This is a genomic window from Streptomyces sp. NBC_00726 (assembly GCF_045161735.1).
Classification (GTDB): domain Bacteria; phylum Actinomycetota; class Actinomycetes; order Streptomycetales; family Streptomycetaceae; genus Streptomyces.
Genome location: NZ_CP108983.1, coordinates 1,424,109 through 1,439,915, shown reverse-complemented (window position 1 = coordinate 1,439,915; position 15,807 = coordinate 1,424,109). Strand labels below are relative to the sequence as shown.

16 protein-coding genes are annotated in these 15,807 nt (G+C 73.1%); 11 read left to right on the top strand and 5 right to left on the bottom strand.

Annotated features, from left to right (window positions below; all coding sequences use genetic code 11):
* The first annotated feature begins 17 nt into the window (after positions 1–17).
* The gene (locus tag OG338_RS06455; protein ID WP_405936396.1) at positions 18–1,160 is read left to right on the top strand and encodes a glycosyltransferase family 4 protein; all 1,143 of its coding nucleotides are present in this window, start codon (positions 18–20) and stop codon (positions 1,158–1,160) included.
* Positions 1,161–1,215: 55 nt separating this feature from the next.
* On the opposite strand, the gene OG338_RS06450 is transcribed toward OG338_RS06455, so the two are convergent.
* A complete protein-coding gene (locus tag OG338_RS06450) occupies positions 1,216–3,012 on the bottom strand; it encodes an AMP-dependent synthetase/ligase (protein WP_405936395.1) in 1,797 nt (598 codons plus the stop codon).
* Positions 3,013–3,277: 265 nt separating this feature from the next.
* Between OG338_RS06450 and OG338_RS06445 the strand changes: the two genes are divergently transcribed.
* The 6 genes from OG338_RS06445 (at position 3,278) to OG338_RS06420 (ending at position 8,214) form a co-directional block, all read left to right on the top strand.
* A complete protein-coding gene (locus tag OG338_RS06445; protein WP_405936394.1) occupies positions 3,278–4,057 on the top strand; it encodes a metallophosphoesterase in 780 nt (259 codons plus the stop codon).
* 99 nt (positions 4,058–4,156) lie between these two features.
* Positions 4,157–4,606, top strand: coding sequence for an SRPBCC family protein (locus OG338_RS06440; protein WP_405936393.1), 450 nt, complete (start codon positions 4,157–4,159; stop codon positions 4,604–4,606).
* Positions 4,607–4,610: 4 nt separating this feature from the next.
* Entirely contained in the window at positions 4,611–5,819 is a 1,209-nt protein-coding gene (locus OG338_RS06435) for an ArsA-related P-loop ATPase (RefSeq protein ID WP_405936392.1), read from the top strand.
* Between the two features lie 83 nt (positions 5,820–5,902).
* Positions 5,903–6,361 (top strand): DUF5304 domain-containing protein, encoded by a 459-nt coding sequence (locus tag OG338_RS06430; protein ID WP_405936391.1) that lies wholly within the window; start codon positions 5,903–5,905, stop codon positions 6,359–6,361.
* Positions 6,362–6,435: 74 nt separating this feature from the next.
* On the top strand, positions 6,436–7,377 hold the full coding sequence (locus tag OG338_RS06425; RefSeq protein WP_405936390.1) for an ROK family glucokinase: 942 nt from the start codon (positions 6,436–6,438) through the stop codon (positions 7,375–7,377).
* 78 nt (positions 7,378–7,455) lie between these two features.
* Positions 7,456–8,214, top strand: a complete 759-nt coding sequence (locus OG338_RS06420; protein ID WP_405936389.1) for an endonuclease/exonuclease/phosphatase family protein — start codon at positions 7,456–7,458, stop codon at positions 8,212–8,214.
* On the opposite strand, the gene OG338_RS06415 is transcribed toward OG338_RS06420, so the two are convergent.
* On the bottom strand, positions 8,211–8,897 hold the full coding sequence (locus OG338_RS06415) for a hypothetical protein (RefSeq protein WP_405936388.1): 687 nt from the start codon (positions 8,895–8,897) through the stop codon (positions 8,211–8,213). The two genes, OG338_RS06420 and OG338_RS06415, sit on opposite strands and share 4 nt — an antisense overlap.
* Positions 8,890–9,681, bottom strand: a complete 792-nt coding sequence (locus OG338_RS06410) for an alpha/beta hydrolase (RefSeq protein WP_405936387.1) — start codon at positions 9,679–9,681, stop codon at positions 8,890–8,892. The genes OG338_RS06415 and OG338_RS06410 overlap by 8 nt, the downstream gene beginning before the upstream one ends.
* Positions 9,682–9,904: 223 nt before the next feature.
* Between OG338_RS06410 and OG338_RS06405 the strand changes: the two genes are divergently transcribed.
* From OG338_RS06405 to OG338_RS06390, 4 genes are all read left to right on the top strand, one after another.
* A complete protein-coding gene (locus OG338_RS06405) occupies positions 9,905–10,639 on the top strand; it encodes a lysophospholipid acyltransferase family protein (protein ID WP_405936386.1) in 735 nt (244 codons plus the stop codon).
* A 45-nt stretch (positions 10,640–10,684) separates the two neighbouring features.
* Positions 10,685–11,917 (top strand): MacS family sensor histidine kinase, encoded by a 1,233-nt coding sequence (gene macS, locus OG338_RS06400; protein ID WP_405936385.1) that lies wholly within the window; start codon positions 10,685–10,687, stop codon positions 11,915–11,917.
* Entirely contained in the window at positions 11,914–12,606 is a 693-nt protein-coding gene (locus OG338_RS06395; protein WP_405936384.1) for a response regulator, read from the top strand. The genes macS and OG338_RS06395 overlap by 4 nt, the downstream gene beginning before the upstream one ends.
* Positions 12,607–12,679: 73 nt before the next feature.
* Positions 12,680–13,684: a 2-hydroxyacid dehydrogenase gene (locus OG338_RS06390; protein ID WP_405936383.1), complete on the top strand. Its 1,005-nt coding sequence runs from the start codon at positions 12,680–12,682 to the stop codon at positions 13,682–13,684.
* A 23-nt stretch (positions 13,685–13,707) separates the two neighbouring features.
* Here the strand turns inward: OG338_RS06390 and OG338_RS06385 are convergent, their stop codons facing one another.
* Positions 13,708–15,576, bottom strand: a complete 1,869-nt coding sequence (locus OG338_RS06385) for an anthranilate synthase family protein (protein WP_405936382.1) — start codon at positions 15,574–15,576, stop codon at positions 13,708–13,710.
* Between the two features lie 97 nt (positions 15,577–15,673).
* Positions 15,674–15,730, bottom strand: coding sequence for a trp operon leader peptide (locus tag OG338_RS06380; protein ID WP_073968448.1), 57 nt, complete (start codon positions 15,728–15,730; stop codon positions 15,674–15,676).
* Between the last annotated feature and the right edge of the window lie 77 nt (positions 15,731–15,807).

Below are 15,807 nucleotides of genomic sequence, written 5' to 3'. Positions count from 1 at the left end.
CGGTACTGTCGGCGGCGATGGACAAGACCTTGATCGTGACCAACGACTTCCCGCCCCGCCCGGGAGGCATCCAGGCGTTCCTGCACAACATGGCGCTGCGGCTCGACCCCGGCCGGGTCGTCGTCTACGCCTCCACCTGGAAGCGCGGGGCCGAGGGCGCGGCCGCCACCGCCGCCTTCGACGCCGAGCAGCCCTTCACCGTCGTCCGCGACCGTACGACGATGCTGCTGCCCACCCCGCGGGTGACCCGGCGCGCCACCGAGCTGCTGCGCGCGCACGGCTGCTCGTCCGTCTGGTTCGGCGCCGCCGCCCCGCTCGGCCTGATGGGCCCGGCGCTGCGCGCGGCGGGCGCCCGGCGGCTCGTCGCCACGACGCACGGCCACGAGGCGGCCTGGGCGCAGCTGCCCGCGTCCCGGCAGCTGCTGCGCCGGATCGGCGAGGGCACCGACACGCTGACCTACCTCGGCGAGTACACCCGCTCCCGGATCGCCGCCGCGCTGAGCCCGGCCGCCGCCGCCCGTATGGTGCGGCTGCCGCCCGGGGTGGACGAGAAGACGTTCCGCCCGGACTCCGGCGGCGACGAGGTCCGGGCCCGGCTCGGGCTCACCGAGCGGCCGGTCGTGGTCTGCGTGTCCCGGCTGGTGCCCCGCAAGGGCCAGGACACCCTGATCCTCGCGATGCCCGCGATCCTGGCCGCCCAGCCGGACGCGGTCCTGCTGATCGTGGGCGGCGGGCCCTACGAGGACGACCTGCGGGGGCTCGCCGCGCGCATCGGGGTCGCGGACTCCGTGCGGTTCACCGGGCCGGTGCCCTGGTCCGAGCTGCCCGCGCACTACGGGGCCGGGGACGTCTTCGCGATGCCCTGCCGGACCCGGCGCGGCGGCCTCGACGTGGAGGGCCTGGGCATCGTCTACCTGGAGGCGTCCGCGACCGGGCTGCCGGTGGTGGCCGGCGACTCCGGCGGCGCCCCGGACGCGGTGCTGGACGGCGAGACCGGCTGGGTGGTGCGCGGCGGCGAGCCCGGCGAGGCGGCGGAGCGGATCACCGCGCTGCTGGGCGACGCGGAGCTGCGGCGGCGCATGGGGGAGCGGGGCCGGGCCTGGGTCGAGGACAAGTGGCGCTGGGACCTGCTCGCGGAGCGGCTGCGCGAATTGCTCTGATACGACGACGAGGGGCCCGCACCACACCGGTGCGGGCCCCTCGTCCACGTACGTCTCACGAGCGGTAGAGCGACTCCACCTCGTCCGCGAAGTCCTTCGCCACCACATTCCGCTTCAGCTTCAGCGAGGGCGTGATGTGGCCCGCCTCCTCGGTGAACTGGGCGCCCAGGATGCGGAACTTGCGGACGGACTCGGCCTTGGAGACCGCCGCGTTGCCGTCGTCCACCGCGCGCTGCACCTCGGCGATCAGCTCCGGGTCGTCGCGCAGCGACAGCGCGGTCGAGCCGGCCGGCTTGCCGTGCTCCTCGGCCCAGCGGCCCAGGAACTCCTCGTCCAGCGTCACCAGCGCGCCCACGAAGGGCCGCCCGTCGCCGACCACCATGCACTCCGCCACCAGGGCGTGGCCCCGGATGCGGTCCTCGATGACGGCGGGCGCGACGTTCTTGCCGCCGGCCGTGACGATGATCTCCTTCTTGCGGCCGGTGATCGCGAGATAGCCGTCCTCGTCCAGCGTGCCGATGTCCCCGGTGTGGAACCAGCCGTCCGCCAGCGCCTCGGCCGTCGCCGCCTCGTTGTTCCAGTAGCCGGAGAACAGGTGCTCGCCGTGGAGCAGCACCTCGCCGTCGTCCGCGATGCGCACCACGGAACCGGGGAGCGGCTGGCCGACCGTGCCGATCTTCTGCCGGTCCCACGGGTTGAAGGCGGTGGCCGCGCAGGACTCGGTCAGGCCGTAGCCCTCCAGCACGGTGAAGCCGATGCCCCGGTAGAAGTGGCCCAGGCGCTCGCCGAGCGGGGCGCCGCCGGAGATCGCGTGCTCGCCGCGCCCGCCGAGCACCGCGCGCAGCTTGCCGTAGACCAGGCGGTCGAAGACCTTGTGCCGGAACTTCAGGCCCAGCGAGGGGCCCCGCGGGGTGCCCAGCGCGCGGCTGTAGGCGATGGCCGTGTCGGCGGCCCTGTCGAAGATCTTGCCCTTGCCGTCGGCCTGCGCCTTGGCGCGCGCCGCGTTGTAGACCTTCTCGAAGACGCGCGGCACACCGAGGATCAGCGTCGGGCGGAACGCGGCCAGCTCGTCGGTGAGGTTCTTGATGTCCGGGACGCAGCCGAGCTTGATCGGCGCCATCACCGAGGCGACCTCGACCAGCCGTCCGAAGACATGCGCGGCGGGCAGGAACAGCAGGACCGAGCACTCGCCGGTACGGAAGAGGGGCTTCAGACGCTCCACCACGTTGCCGCACTCCGCGAAGAAGCTGCGGTGCGTCAGCACGCAGCCCTTCGGGCGGCCCGTGGTGCCCGAGGTGTAGACGATGGTGGCCGGGTCGTCCGCCCGGGCCGCCGCGCTGCGCAGGTCCACGGTCTTCTCGGAGACCCCCTCGCCCCCGGCCCGGAGCGTGTCGACGGCACCCTTCTCGATCTGCCAGACGTGGCGCAGCCCGGGGAGCCGGTCGCGCACGGAGGCGACGGCATCGGCGTGGGCATCGCTCTCGACCAGGACCGCGACGGCCCCCGAGTCACCCAGGATCCACTGCACCTGCTCGGGCGAGCTGGTCTCGTACACCGGCACGGTGACCGCGCCCGCGCTCCAGATCGCGAAGTCCAGCAGCACCCACTCGTACCGGGTGCGCGACATCAGGGCCACCCGGTCGCCGGGCTCGACGCCCGCCGCGATCAGGCCCTTGGCGGCCGACCGGACCTCGGCCAGGAACTGCGTGGCGGTGACGTCCGTCCAGACACCCGCCACTTTGCGGCTCATCACCGCGACATCGGGATGCTGAGCGGCATTGCGGCGGATGAGATCCGTCAGGTTGCCGTCCGAGGGGACCTCGTACAGGGCCGGAAGGCTGAACTCGCGCAAGACTGCTGCTCCTCATCGGGCTCCGGTGCCACGGCTCTGTGTGACGCACCGGCGCGGTCCAAGATGGCGGGTGCTCAGTGGGGTGAGCACGACTGGACTGCCCGGACGTTACCCACCAGTACTCGGTTCCGGATAGGGGGTCCCGGCCAGATGTCTTATGCGTCACACATATCGGGACGTCCTTTCGCGCACAGTAGTCCACCCGCGCACACACCAGGAAGTAACCGCAGGTCCAGGCCCTCCGCACAGGCTCTAGGCTGTTTTCATGCGAGCAGGAGCGAACACCCGCGTCCATGTGGTGAGCGACGTGCACGGCAACACCGAGGCGCTGGCCCGGGCGGGGGACGGTGCCGACGCCCTGATCTGCCTCGGTGACCTGGTCCTCTTCCTCGACTACGCCGACCATTCGCGCGGCATCTTCCCCGACCTCTTCGGCGTCGAGAACGCCGACCGGATCGTCGCCCTGCGCACCGCCCGCCGCTTCGATGAGGCCCGCGACTTCGGCCGGGGGCTGTGGCAGGGCATGGACCGCAACGCCGCGATCACCGAAGCGGTGCGCCGGCAGTACGCCGAGATGTTCGCCGCGCTGCCCGACCCGACGTACGCCACCTACGGCAACGTCGACATCCCCGCCCTGTGGCCCGAGTACGCCGCACCCGGCACCACCGTCCTGGACGGCGAACGCGTCGAGATCGGTGGCCGCGTCTTCGGTTTCGTCGGCGGCGGCCTGCGTACGCCGATGCGCACCCCGTACGAGATCGACGACGAGGAGTACGCCGCCAAGATCGAGGCGGTCGGCGAGGTCGACGTGCTCTGCACCCACATCCCGCCCGAGGTGCCCGAGCTGGTCTACGACACCGTGGCGCGACGCTTCGAGCGCGGCAGCCGGGCCCTGCTCGACGCCATCCGCCGCACCCGCCCCCGCTACTCCCTCTTCGGCCACGTCCACCAGCCGCTGGCCCGCCGGATGCGGATCGGCGCCACCGAGTGCGTGAACGTCGGCCACTTCGCCTCCACCGGCCGCCCCTGGGCACTGGAGTGGTGAACCGCCCCACCCTCGGACGGGCCGCCGGGCGCACGCGATAGCCTTCTGGCGGCAGGCTCCTGCCGACGTACCGGTACACCGCACTGGAGGGCCACAGCGATGGCTGAACACACCAGCTCGACCATCACGATCGAGGCGGCGCCGGCCGACGTCATGGGTGTGATCGCCGACTTCGCGCGCTACCCGGAGTGGACCGGCGAGGTCAAGGAGGCCGAGGTCCTCGGCACCGACGAGCAGGGCCGCGCCGAGAAGGTCCGCCTGGTCCTGGACGCCGGCGCGATCAAGGACGACCACACCCTCGCCTACACCTGGATCGGCGCCTACGAGGTCAGCTGGACCCTGGTCAAGTCCCAGATGCTCCGCGCCATCGACGGCTCCTACGCGCTCGCCCCGCTCGGCGACGGCGACCGCACCGAGGTCACCTACCGGCTGACCGTCGACGTCAAGATCCCCATGCTCGGCATGATCAAGCGCAAGGCCGAGAAGGTCATCATCGACCGCGCCCTCGCCGGTCTGAAGAAGCGCGTCGAGTCCATTCCGAAGGGCTGAGCGCGTGCGTACGGTCCTGGTCACCGGACCCGGCGGAGCCGGCCGTACGACCGTCGCGGCGGCCACCGCGCTTGCCGCGGCCCGCGACGGCGCCCGCGCCCTGCTGATCTCCGCCGACCCCATACCCGGCTTTCCCGACGCCACCGAGCCCACCCCGGTCACCGCCGGGCTCCGGTCCGTCCGGATCGACTCCGCCGCCCACTTCCGCGGCGAACTCCTCGCCCTCCAGGAGCAGTTGTCGTCCGTCCTCGAACTGCTCGGCGGCAACCCGCTGGACGGCGAGGAACTGACCGAACTCCCCGGCAGCGGCGAACTCGCCCTGCTCCACGCCCTGCGCCGGGCCGCCCACGGCGACTGGTCGGCCGAGGCGTACGACCTCCTCGTCGTGGACCTGCCACCCCTGCGCGACGCCCTCCGCCTGCTCGCCCTTCCCGAGCGGCTGCGCCGCTATCTGCGCCGGCTGCTGCCCCAGGAACGCCAGGCCGCCCGCGCCCTGCGCCCGATGCTCGCCCAGCTGGCCGGGGTGCCCATGCCCGCCCAGTGGCTGTACGAGGCCGCCGCCCGGCGCGACGCCGAACTGGCCGAGGTCCAGGCGCTGATCGAGGACCGCGCCACCACCCTCCGGCTCGTCGCCGAGCCCGGCCCGGCCGCCGGCGAGGCCCTGCGCACCGCCCGTACCGGCCTCGCCCTGCACGGACTGCGCGCCGAGGCGCCGGTCGCCAACCGGATGCTGCCCGGCCACTCCCCGGACCCGTTCTTCGCCGCGCTCGCCGCCCAGCAGGAGAAGGCACTCGGCGACTGGGCGGACGAGGGCGCGGCCCCGGTCCGCGTCGCCCACCTCGGCCGCGACCCGCAGGGCCCCGACGACCTGCTGGCCCTGGCCGGCGAGGCCGGCGAGGGCAACGCGCTCGCCGTGCCCGGCACCGGCGAGGAGCGCGGCCGGGCCCCGGACCCCTGGTGGACCGAGGAGGCCGGCGGGCCGGACGGCGACGGGATCATCGTCTGGTGCCTGCGGCTCCCCGGCGCCGTCAAGAAGGACCTCCAGCTCGTCCGGCGCGGCGGCGAACTCCTGCTCACCGTCGGCCCGTTCCACCGCATCGTCCCCCTGGAACCCGCCCTGCGCCGCTGCACCGTCTCCGGCGCGGCCCTCACCGACGGCGTGCTCCGGGTCCGCTTCACGCCCGATCCCGCGCTCTGGCCCCGGACGGACTGAACGGCATACCACCGTTCGGGTACCGTCGAAGGTACGTGTCCGGTATGCCGGGCCGCCGGCCACGAAGCCCCCAGGAGTCCGCCATGAGCGAAGCCACCGATCGCCCCGCCGACGACAACGCCTGGGCCGACGCGTGCGCCGAGGACCTCGCCGCCGAGCAGGCCCGCCGCCGCGCCGCCTACGGCCCGCCGCCCGGTTCCGCCGCCGAGGAGCTGCGCAAGCTGATGGACGCGGTGTCCGACAAGCTCGGCTCGCTCCAGGCGCCGCTGCTCGGACTGGCCGCGCAGGGTGCCGTGCAGCAGGTCATCCAGCAGGCCAAGGCGGCCGTGGAGCCCGTGATCGAGCGCAATCCAGACGTTTTCGATCACATCGCGGCGGCCGGTAACGAACTGCTGGCCGCCTACCGCTCCGCGGTCCAGGGCCAGGAAGGCCGCTGGACCCGGGGGGCGGGGGACCCCGCGGGCACCGAAAAGAAGGCGGAAGACCCCGGAGGCCCCCGGGACGAGGGGTCCGGCGCCGGCGAGCACATCGACCTCGACTGACCGGCGCCGGACAGGACGGGGCCCGGCCTCGGGTACGGTTGCCTCAGCGGGGCTCGACCGGAACTGAGGGATTCATGGGACTCACCATCGGCGTCGATATCGGCGGCACGAAGATCGCAGCTGGAGTGGTCGACGAAGAGGGCCACATCCTCTCGACCTTCAAGGTGCCGACCCCGCCGACGGCCGAAGCCATCGTGGACGCCATCGCGGCGGCGGTCTCCGGCGCGAGCGCCGGGCACCAGGTCGACGCGGTCGGCATCGGCGCGGCCGGATACGTGGACGACAAGCGGGCCACCGTGCTGTTCGCCCCCAACATCAACTGGCGCCACGAACCGCTCAAGGACAAGGTCGAGCAGCGCGTCGGCCTCCCCGTCGTCGTGGAGAACGACGCCAACGCCGCCGCCTGGGGCGAATACCGCTTCGGCGCCGGCCAGGGCCACGACGACGTCATCTGCATCACGCTGGGCACCGGCCTCGGCGGCGGCATCATCATCGGCAACAAGCTGCGCCGCGGACGCTTCGGCGTGGCCGCCGAGTTCGGCCACATCCGGGTCGTCCCGGACGGTCTGCTCTGCGGCTGCGGCAGCCAGGGCTGCTGGGAGCAGTACGCCTCCGGCCGCGCCCTCGTGCGGTACGCGAAGCAGCGCGCCAACGCCACCCCGGAGAACGCCGCGATCCTGCTGGCGCTCGGCGACGGCACCGTCGACGGCATCGAGGGCAAGCACATCAGCGAGGCGGCCCGCCAGGGCTGCCCGGTGGCCATCGACTCGTTCCGCGAGCTGGCCCGCTGGGCCGGCGCCGGACTCGCCGACCTGGCCTCGCTGTTCGACCCGTCGGCCTTCATCGTCGGCGGCGGCGTCTCGGACGAGGGCGAGCTCGTCCTCGACCCGATCCGCAAGTCGTTCCGGCGCTGGCTGATCGGCGGCGAATGGCGCCCGCACGCGCAGGTGCTCGCCGCCCAACTCGGCGGCAAGGCAGGGCTCGTGGGAGCCGCGGACCTGGCCCGCCAGGGCTGAGCCGACCCGCACACCGAAACGCCGGACGCCCGTCGCGCCCCCTGGGGACGCGGCGGGCGTCCGCCGTATCGTGAGGGCATGGCCACGATGTCGCTGCCCGATTCGCGCACCGAGCCGGACGGCTCGGCCGTCATCCGCGTGCTCAGCTACAACATCCGTTCGATGCGCGACGACCGCGCGGCTCTCGCCCGGGTCATCCGCGGCTGCGCCCCCGATCTGGTCCTCGTCCAGGAGGCGCCGCGCTTCTTCCGCTGGCGCAAGTACGCCGCCCGGCTCGCCGCCGCCACCGACCTGGTGATCCTCGGCGGGGGCGCCACCGCGGCCGGGCCGCTGCTGCTGTGCTCGCTGCGCGCCACGGTCGAGCGCACCGAGGACATCCTGCTGCCCCGCACCCCGGGCCTGCACCGCCGGGGTTTCGCCACCGCCGTGGTCCGGTTCGCGGGCGCCCGGGTCGGGGTGGTCAGCTGCCACCTGAGCCTCCAGCGGCAGGAGCGGCTGGCCCAGGCGGAGCGGCTGACGCGGACCGTGGACGCGCTGGGCGCGGCGCACACCGTCGTCGCCGGTGACCTCAACGACGTACCGAGCGGGCGGGCCTTCCGGCTGCTGGCCGGGCGCTACCAGGACTGCTGGGAGACCGAGCCGCAGGGCGGTGAGTACACCTTCCCGGCGCACGAGCCGCGCCGCCGGATCGACGCCGTCTTCGCCACCGGCGGCATCGAGGTCCTCGGCTGCGGGGTCCCGGCCGGGCTGCCCGGCGTACACGAAGCAGACCTGCGCGCGGCGACCGACCACCGCCCGGTACTCGCCGCGCTCCGGGTGCCCGCCGAAGCGACCTAGACCACCGCGCCCCGGCCCGGGTCGTCGTCACCGTCGTCGTCGGAGTCCATCCGCGCCACCAGCGTCACGAAACCGCCCAGGAAGCCGCCGACGCAGACCGTCGTCAGCCACCAGGTCATCTCCCAGGACAGCAGCACCGCGAGCAGCATCAGCACCGGGCCGCCGACCACCGCGAGCCAGGCGAACTTCGCCGTGACGTCGGCCTCCGGCAGCGGCGGCGGCTCCGGCGGCACGAAGTGCCCCTCGTCGTCGTCCGCGCCACCCGGACCCGGCGCGTCGGGGTCGGCCGGCTCGTAGTCGCGCGGGCCCACGCCCGGCGCGAAGACCACCGAGCCGCCGAGCGGCCTGTCCTCCTCCGGCTTCGGCTTGGGCGGCCGCTTGCCGAGCCCCTTGTCCGAGGCCGGGGCGGTCAGCGGACCGTCGTCCGGCAGCGCCAGATCCTCGACCGACCGGAAGGGCCGCGCGCCCGGCGGGTCCGGCGGCTCCTCCCCGTAACCCTCCACGATGGCCCGCCAGACGGCTTCCTCGTCCAGCTGCCCGTCCTCCGCACCGGCCGGTGCGTCGGGTGCCGCGCCCTTTCCGTCGTCGCCCTGTCCGTCGTCGTCGGCCACGGCCGCCCCCTCCACGGGGACCGGCTCGCGCTCGTCCTCGCTGCCCGCGCGCTCCGCGTCGTGCTCAGCCACCGGACGTGCTCCCCTTCTTCTCGCCCTGATCCTGCCCGCTCGGAGCGAGGCGGCCGATGAACGCATGACTCTCGTCGAAGATCCGCTTCGCATCATGGTCCAACGTCGCCACGTGGTAGCTCTGTTCCAGCAGGATCTCCCGGACGTCCGTCGAGGAGACGCGGCTCAGGATGCGGGCCGTGTCGGCGGGCGGCACGACATGGTCCTGCGGGCTGTGCAGCAGCAGGAGCGGCTGGGTGACCTGGGGCAGGTCGCCGTCGACCAGCCGGAAGAACCGGCGCACCGAATGCGCCGCGTGCAGCGGCACCCGGTCGTAGCCCACCTCCGCGGCGCCCTCCAGGGCGATGTCGCTGACCAGGCCCTTCGTCGTCGGCACCAGATGGCGGACCACCGGCAGCGCGTGCGCCGCGAGGCCGTGCACCTTGTTGGCCGGATTGACGAGCACCAGACCGCTGACCGCGTCCCCGTGCTTCGCGGCCAGCCGCAGCGCCAGCGCCCCGCCCATCGAGAGCCCGAAGACGAACACCCGCGCGCAGCGCTCCAGCAGCCCGCGGAGCTCCCGGTCCACCTCCGCGTACCAGTCCTGCCAGCCGGTCACCTGCATGTCCTGCCAGCGCGTGCCGTGCCCGGGGAGCAGCGGCAGCGAGACCGTGAGGCCGCGCTCGGCCAGATATTCGGCCCAGGGGCGCAGCGACTGCGGGGAACCGGTGAATCCGTGACAGAGGAGGACGCCGACCTCTCCGCCCTCGTGGCGGAACGGCTCGGCTCCGGGAAGGACCGGCACCGGGGTCTCCTGTTCATGAGGCTCGCGGGGGAGCGAGCGGGGAGCGGAAGGGGGGTTCGTAAGGATGTACGGGGTACCCGAGGATTACTTCACCGTACGCGACCGGGCCGACACCGACCAGGGCCGTCACGGCCCGGGCCGCGCACACCCTTCCGCGCCGGGCGGGAGGAAGCGGGACACGGCGGGTTAAGGTCTGTCGGACAGCACACAGGAGGCATCCGAGTTGATCTACGGCGCTATGAAGTTCTCCATCGGCGGGTCGCTGAAGCTCGCCTTCAGGCCGTGGGTGGAGGGCCTGGAGAACATCCCCGCGCGCGGGCCCGCGATCCTCGCCAGCAATCACCTGTCGTTCTCCGACTCCTTCTTCCTGCCGGCCGTCCTGGACCGGAAGGTGACCTTCATCGCGAAGGCCGAGTACTTCACGGCCCCCGGGGTGAAGGGCAGGCTCACCGCCGCGTTCTTCAAGGGCGTCGGCCAGCTCCCCGTCGACCGCTCCGGCGCGCGCGGCGCCGGTGAAGCTGCGATCCGGGCGGGCATCGAGGTGGTCGAGAGCGGCGGCCTCTTCGGCATCTACCCCGAAGGCACCCGGTCGCCGGACGGCCGGCTCTACCGGGGCAAGCCCGGCGGTCTGGCCCGGGTCGCGCTGGCCACCGGGGCGCCGGTCATCCCCGTCGCGATGATCGACACGGAGAAGATCCAGCCGCCCGGCCAGGTGATCCCGAAGCTGATGCGGCCCGGCATCCGGATCGGCAAGCCGCTCGACTTCAGCCGCTATCACGGCATGGACGGCGACCGCTTCATCCTGCGCTCGGTCACCGACGAGGTGATGTACGAGATCATGAAGCTCTCGGGCCAGGAGTACGTCGACATCTACGCGACCGCCGCCAAGCGGCAGCTCGCCGACGAGGCCAAGCACCGGTCCGAGGCCGCGAAGAAGACGGACGGCGACAGCGCCTGAGCGGCGCGGCGGTCCGACGGGGGACGGGTGACGGGGGAGAACAGCATGGTCAAACGCGTACGCGTGGTCCGGATGTCGGTGGAGCAGCCGCTGTGGCGCGCCCTGACGGCGTACCGCGTACTGACGATGGTCTACGCGATCCTGCTCGCCGCCTTCGCCCGGCACGACTACGAGCGGGCCTGGATAGCGGTCACCTTCCTGTCGCTGATGGGCGTGTGGACGCTCGCCACCCTGCCGAAGACGGGCAGCGCCGCCGCCTGCACCAAGCGCTTCCTGGGCGCGGACCTGGCCATCGCCCTCACCGGGATCATGGTCACCCCGCTCGCCGACCTCCAGGCGCAGCACGTCGACGGACCGACCCTGCCGTCCATCTGGACCGCCGGTTCGGTCCTGGCCTTCGCGATCAAGGGAGGCTGGCGCTGGGCGGGCTTCGCCTCCAGCCTGGTCGCCGTCGCCAACCTCATCGAGCGCGGCGAGCCCAGCCGCGACACCCTGCACAACGTGATGCTGGTCTGGGTCGCCTCCATCGCCATCGGTTACGTGGTGGAGGTCGCCCGGGCCAGTGAGCGCACCCTGGCCCGCGCCCTGGAGATCGAGGCCGCCACCCGCGAACGCGAACGCCTCGCCCGGGACATCCACGACGGCGTCCTCCAGGTCCTCGCGATGGTCCAGCGGCGCGGCGCCGCGATCGGCGGCGAGGCCGCGGAGCTCGGCCGGATGGCCGGGGAGCAGGAGGTCGCCCTGCGCACCCTGGTCTCCAGCGGCCTGGTGCCGCCCACCCGGCTCTCCGAGGACGCCTCCGAGGGCGCCGTCGTCCGGACCGTCGAGACGGACGACGACGAACCGGGCGCCGGGGACGGCGGCGAGACCGATCTGCGTACGCTGCTCGCCCCGCACGCCGGATCGCGGACCAGCTTTGCGGAGCCCGGCGCCCCGGTGCCGCTGCCGTCCGCCGCGGCGGCGGAGCTGGCGGCCGCGGTGGGCGCCGCCCTGGACAATGTCAGGGTGCACGCGGGCGAGGGCGCCCAGGCGTGGATTCTGCTGGAGGACTGGCCGGACGAGGTCGTCGTCACGGTCCGGGACGACGGGCCCGGCATCCCCGAGGGGCGGCTCGCGCAGGCCGAGGGGGAGGGGCGGCTCGGGGTCGCCCTGTCGATTCGCGGCCGGCTGCGCGATCTGGGCGGTACGGCAGAGCTGATCTCGGTGCCCGGACAGGGCACCGAGGTCGAATTGAAGGTTCCTAAGGTTTCACGGGGGAAGGCGGGTTCGGTCCGATGAGCGCGACACACGAAGAGGGCACCGGGCAGCGGGCGATCAGGGTGATGGTGGTGGACGACCACCCGATGTGGCGCGACGCCGTGGCCCGCGACCTCGCCGAGGCCGGCTTCGACGTGGTGGCCACCGCCGGCGACGGGCCGCAGGCGGTACGCCGGGCCGGCGCCGTCACCCCGGACGTCCTGGTCCTCGACCTCAATCTGCCCGGCATGCCCGGGGTGCGGGTCTGCAAGGAGCTGGTCGGCAGCCAGCCCGGGCTGCGGGTCCTCGTGCTCTCCGCGAGCGGCGAGCACGCCGACGTCCTGGAAGCGGTCAAGTCCGGCGCCACCGGCTATCTGATGAAGTCGGCGAGCACCCAGGAGCTGACCGAGGCCGTCCGCCGCACCGCCGCAGGCGACGCCGTCTTCACCCCGGGCCTGGCCGGCCTGGTCCTCGGCGAGTACCGCCGACTGGCCTCGGAGCCCGCACCGGCCGCGTCCGACGAGCCCAAGGCCCCGGAGCTGACCGACCGGGAGACCGAGGTGCTGCGGCTCGTGGCCAAGGGCCTCTCGTACAAGCAGATCGCGGAACGGCTCGTCATCTCGCACCGGACCGTGCAGAACCACGTCCAGAACACCCTGGGCAAGCTCCAGCTGCACAACCGGGTCGAGCTGGTGCGCTACGCCATAGAGCGCGGACTCGACGACGCCTGAGCGGCGCGGCGGGGCACCCGGCCGTATATTCGCCAGGACCGGCCGCGCCCAGCACGCAGACAGGGGAGACGTCGTGGAGATCCTGGCCTTCGGAGTGCAGTCCGACGAGAAGCCGCTGATCGAGAAGGCGTTCGCCGGGAAGCACGAAGTCCGCTGCCTGGACGTCTTCCTGAACCGCGACACTGCCCCCATCGCGGCCGGCTACGAGGTCATCTCCACCAGCGTCAACGCCGACCTGGGCAGTGCGGTCCTCCAGACCCTCGCGGCCGGCGGCACCCAGCTGATCGCCCAGCGCTCCACCGGCTTCAACAACATCGACCTGGACGTCGCCGAGCGGCTGGCCCTGCGCGTCGCCCGGGTCTCGTACTACTCGCCGTACTCGGTCGCGGAATTCGCCTGGACCCTCGCCATGGCCGTCAACCGCCGGGTGATCCGGGCGGCCGGCCGCACCCGCGACTTCGACTTCCGGCTCGACGGGCTCCTCGGCCGCGACATGCACGGCCGCACGGTGGGCGTCATCGGCACCGGCAAGATCGGCGAGGCGTTCACCCGGATCGCCCACGGCTTCGGCATGAAGCTGCTCGGCTGGGACGTCGCCGAGAACCCGGCCTGCGCCGAGCTGGGCATGGCTTACGTCGACAAGGAGCGGCTGCTCGCCGAATCCGACCTGGTCAGCCTGCACGTACCGCTGCTCCCGTCGACGCACCACCTCATCGACAAGGGCGCCCTCGCCCTGATGAAGGACGACGCGATCCTCGTCAACTCCAGCCGGGGCGGCCTCATCGACACCTCGGCCCTGGTCGGCGAGCTGCGCGCGGGCCGCTTCCTCGGCGTCGGACTCGACGTGTACGAGGCGGAGGCCGGGCTGTTCTTCCTGGACAAGTCCCTGGAGGGCGTGGACGACGACACCCTGGCCCGGCTCGTGACCTTCCCGAACGTCATCGTCACCTCGCACCAGGCGTACTACACCGAGGACGCGGTCGGCCAGATCATCGACGCCACCGTCGAGAACATCGGCGACTACCTGGCCGGCCGGCACAGCGACAACGTCCTGGTCCCGGCCCGCCCCGGGACCTGAGACCCCGGGGCCGGGGAAGCGCCTCAGCCGCGCACCGGCAGCCCCGCCAGCAGCTCGGACACGATCGCCGCACCGCGCAGCGTCAGCACCGACTCCGGGTGGAACTGCACCGAGGCGAACCCGGCCCCGCGCAGCGCGTGCAGCTCCCCGGACACCTCGTCCCGGCTCGCCTCGACGCCGTGCGCCGCCAGCTCCGCCGCCCCGGAGTCGTCGCAGCGCGCGGTGAAGCTGTTGTAGAAGCCGACCGTCTCGGGCCGCCCGAACAGGTCGATACGGGTCTGCGCCCCCTGGTACGGCACCGCCTTGCGGACGATCTCCAGGCCCAGCTCGGCCGCGATCAGCTCATGGCCCAGGCACACCCCGAGCAGCCCGTGCCGGTGGTCCCGGACCAGCTCGGCGGCCAGCGCGCGAAGGAGCCGCATCTTCGGGTCGGCCGCGTCCGCCGGATTCCCCGGGCCGGGGCCGAGCACCACGGGCCCCTCGTGCGCCCGCACCGCCTCCCGAAGCCCCGGCTCGTCGTAGCGGCGCACGGTGACATCGAGCCCCGAGGCGCGCAGCAGGTGCCCGAGCATCGCGGTGAACGTGTCCTCGCCGTCCACCACCAGGGCGTGGCCGGCGCGGTCGGCGGTGCGCTCCTGCATCCGCAGCCAGAACGGGGCGAGCCCGTCCCGCCGGGCGTCCAGGGCCGCCCGCACCCGGGGGTCGTCGGCCAGCCGGGGCCGCTCCCGCTCCGCCTCCGGGCGGGCCGGGCGGACGCCGAGGGCGGCGAGGACACCGGCCGCCTTGGCGTGCGTCTCGGCGACCTCGCCCGCCGGGTCGGAGTGGCGGACCAGGGTCGCCCCGACCGGCACCCGCAGCGTGCCGTCCGCGTCGATGTCGGCGGTCCGGATCAGGATCGGCGAGTCCAGGGTCTGGGTGCCGTCGGGCTCCCGGCGCAGCAGGGCCAGCGCGCCCGCGTAGTAGCCGCGCCCGCCGTCCTCGTACCGCTCGATGACCCGGCAGGCGTTCTGCACGGGGGAGCCGGTGACGGTCGCCGCGAACATGGTCTCCTTGAGCACCTCCCGTACGTCCAGCGAGGAACGTCCGCGCAACTCGTACTCGGTGTGCGCGAGATGGGCCATCTCCTTGAGGCGCGGGCCGATCACCACCCCGCCCATGTCGCCGACGGTGCACATCATCTTCAGCTCCTCGTCGACCACCATGGAGAGCTCCTCGGTCTCCTTGCGGTCCCCGAGGAAGGCGAGCAGGCTCTCGGGGGTGGGGCCCTCGGCGGGGTAGCGGTAGGTGCCGCTGATCGGGTTCATCACGACGGTCCCGCCGGACATCCGCACATGCACCTCGGGGCTGGCACCGACGAGCACACGGTCGCCGGTGTGCACGACGAACGTCCAGTACGCTCCCCGCTCGCCGGCCAGCAGCCGCCGGAACAGGGCCAGCGCGTCCGCCCGGCCGAAGCCCTCGATCCGGCCCCGGAACGTCCGCCGGATCACGAAGTTCGCGCCCTCGCCCCGGCCGATCTCGTCCTCGATGACCCGCCGCACGGTGTCGGCGTACTCCTCGTCGCTGACGTCGAACGCCCCGTCGTCCACCCGGACTTCGTGGCGGGGGAGCGCGTCCAGCGCCTCGTCCAGGGACATCGTGTACGTCTCGTCCGCGACCAGGACCGACAGCGGGGTGCCGTCGTCGCGCACGTCGAAGCCGCGCTCCGCGATCTGCCGGAACGGCACGAGCGCCAGCGACGGCAGGTCACCGACGGGGATGCCGGCGAGCCGGTCCGCCTCGTGCACCCGGCCGATCAGCACCTCGACGGTGTCGTGGTCGTGGCCGGGGGTGCGGCGGCGCAGCAGGGCGAACGGCGGGCAGTCGTCGCGCAGGAGTCGGTCGAAGCTCATGGGTCGGTTCCTTCCAGGGAATCAGCTGGGAGGAACGGCCCGTGGACACGGAAAAGGCCGCCCCTCGGGCGGCCTCTGCGTCAGTGTGTACGCGCGATCAGCGGGCCGCCGGATGAGCGGTCCACCACCAGTTACGGGTCGAGTGCGCGAACATGCCCCGTACCTTAGCCCACCCCGGACGGCGGCGGGGCCCTTTCCCACCCGGCCGGATGGGAAAGGGCCCCGCGCGCA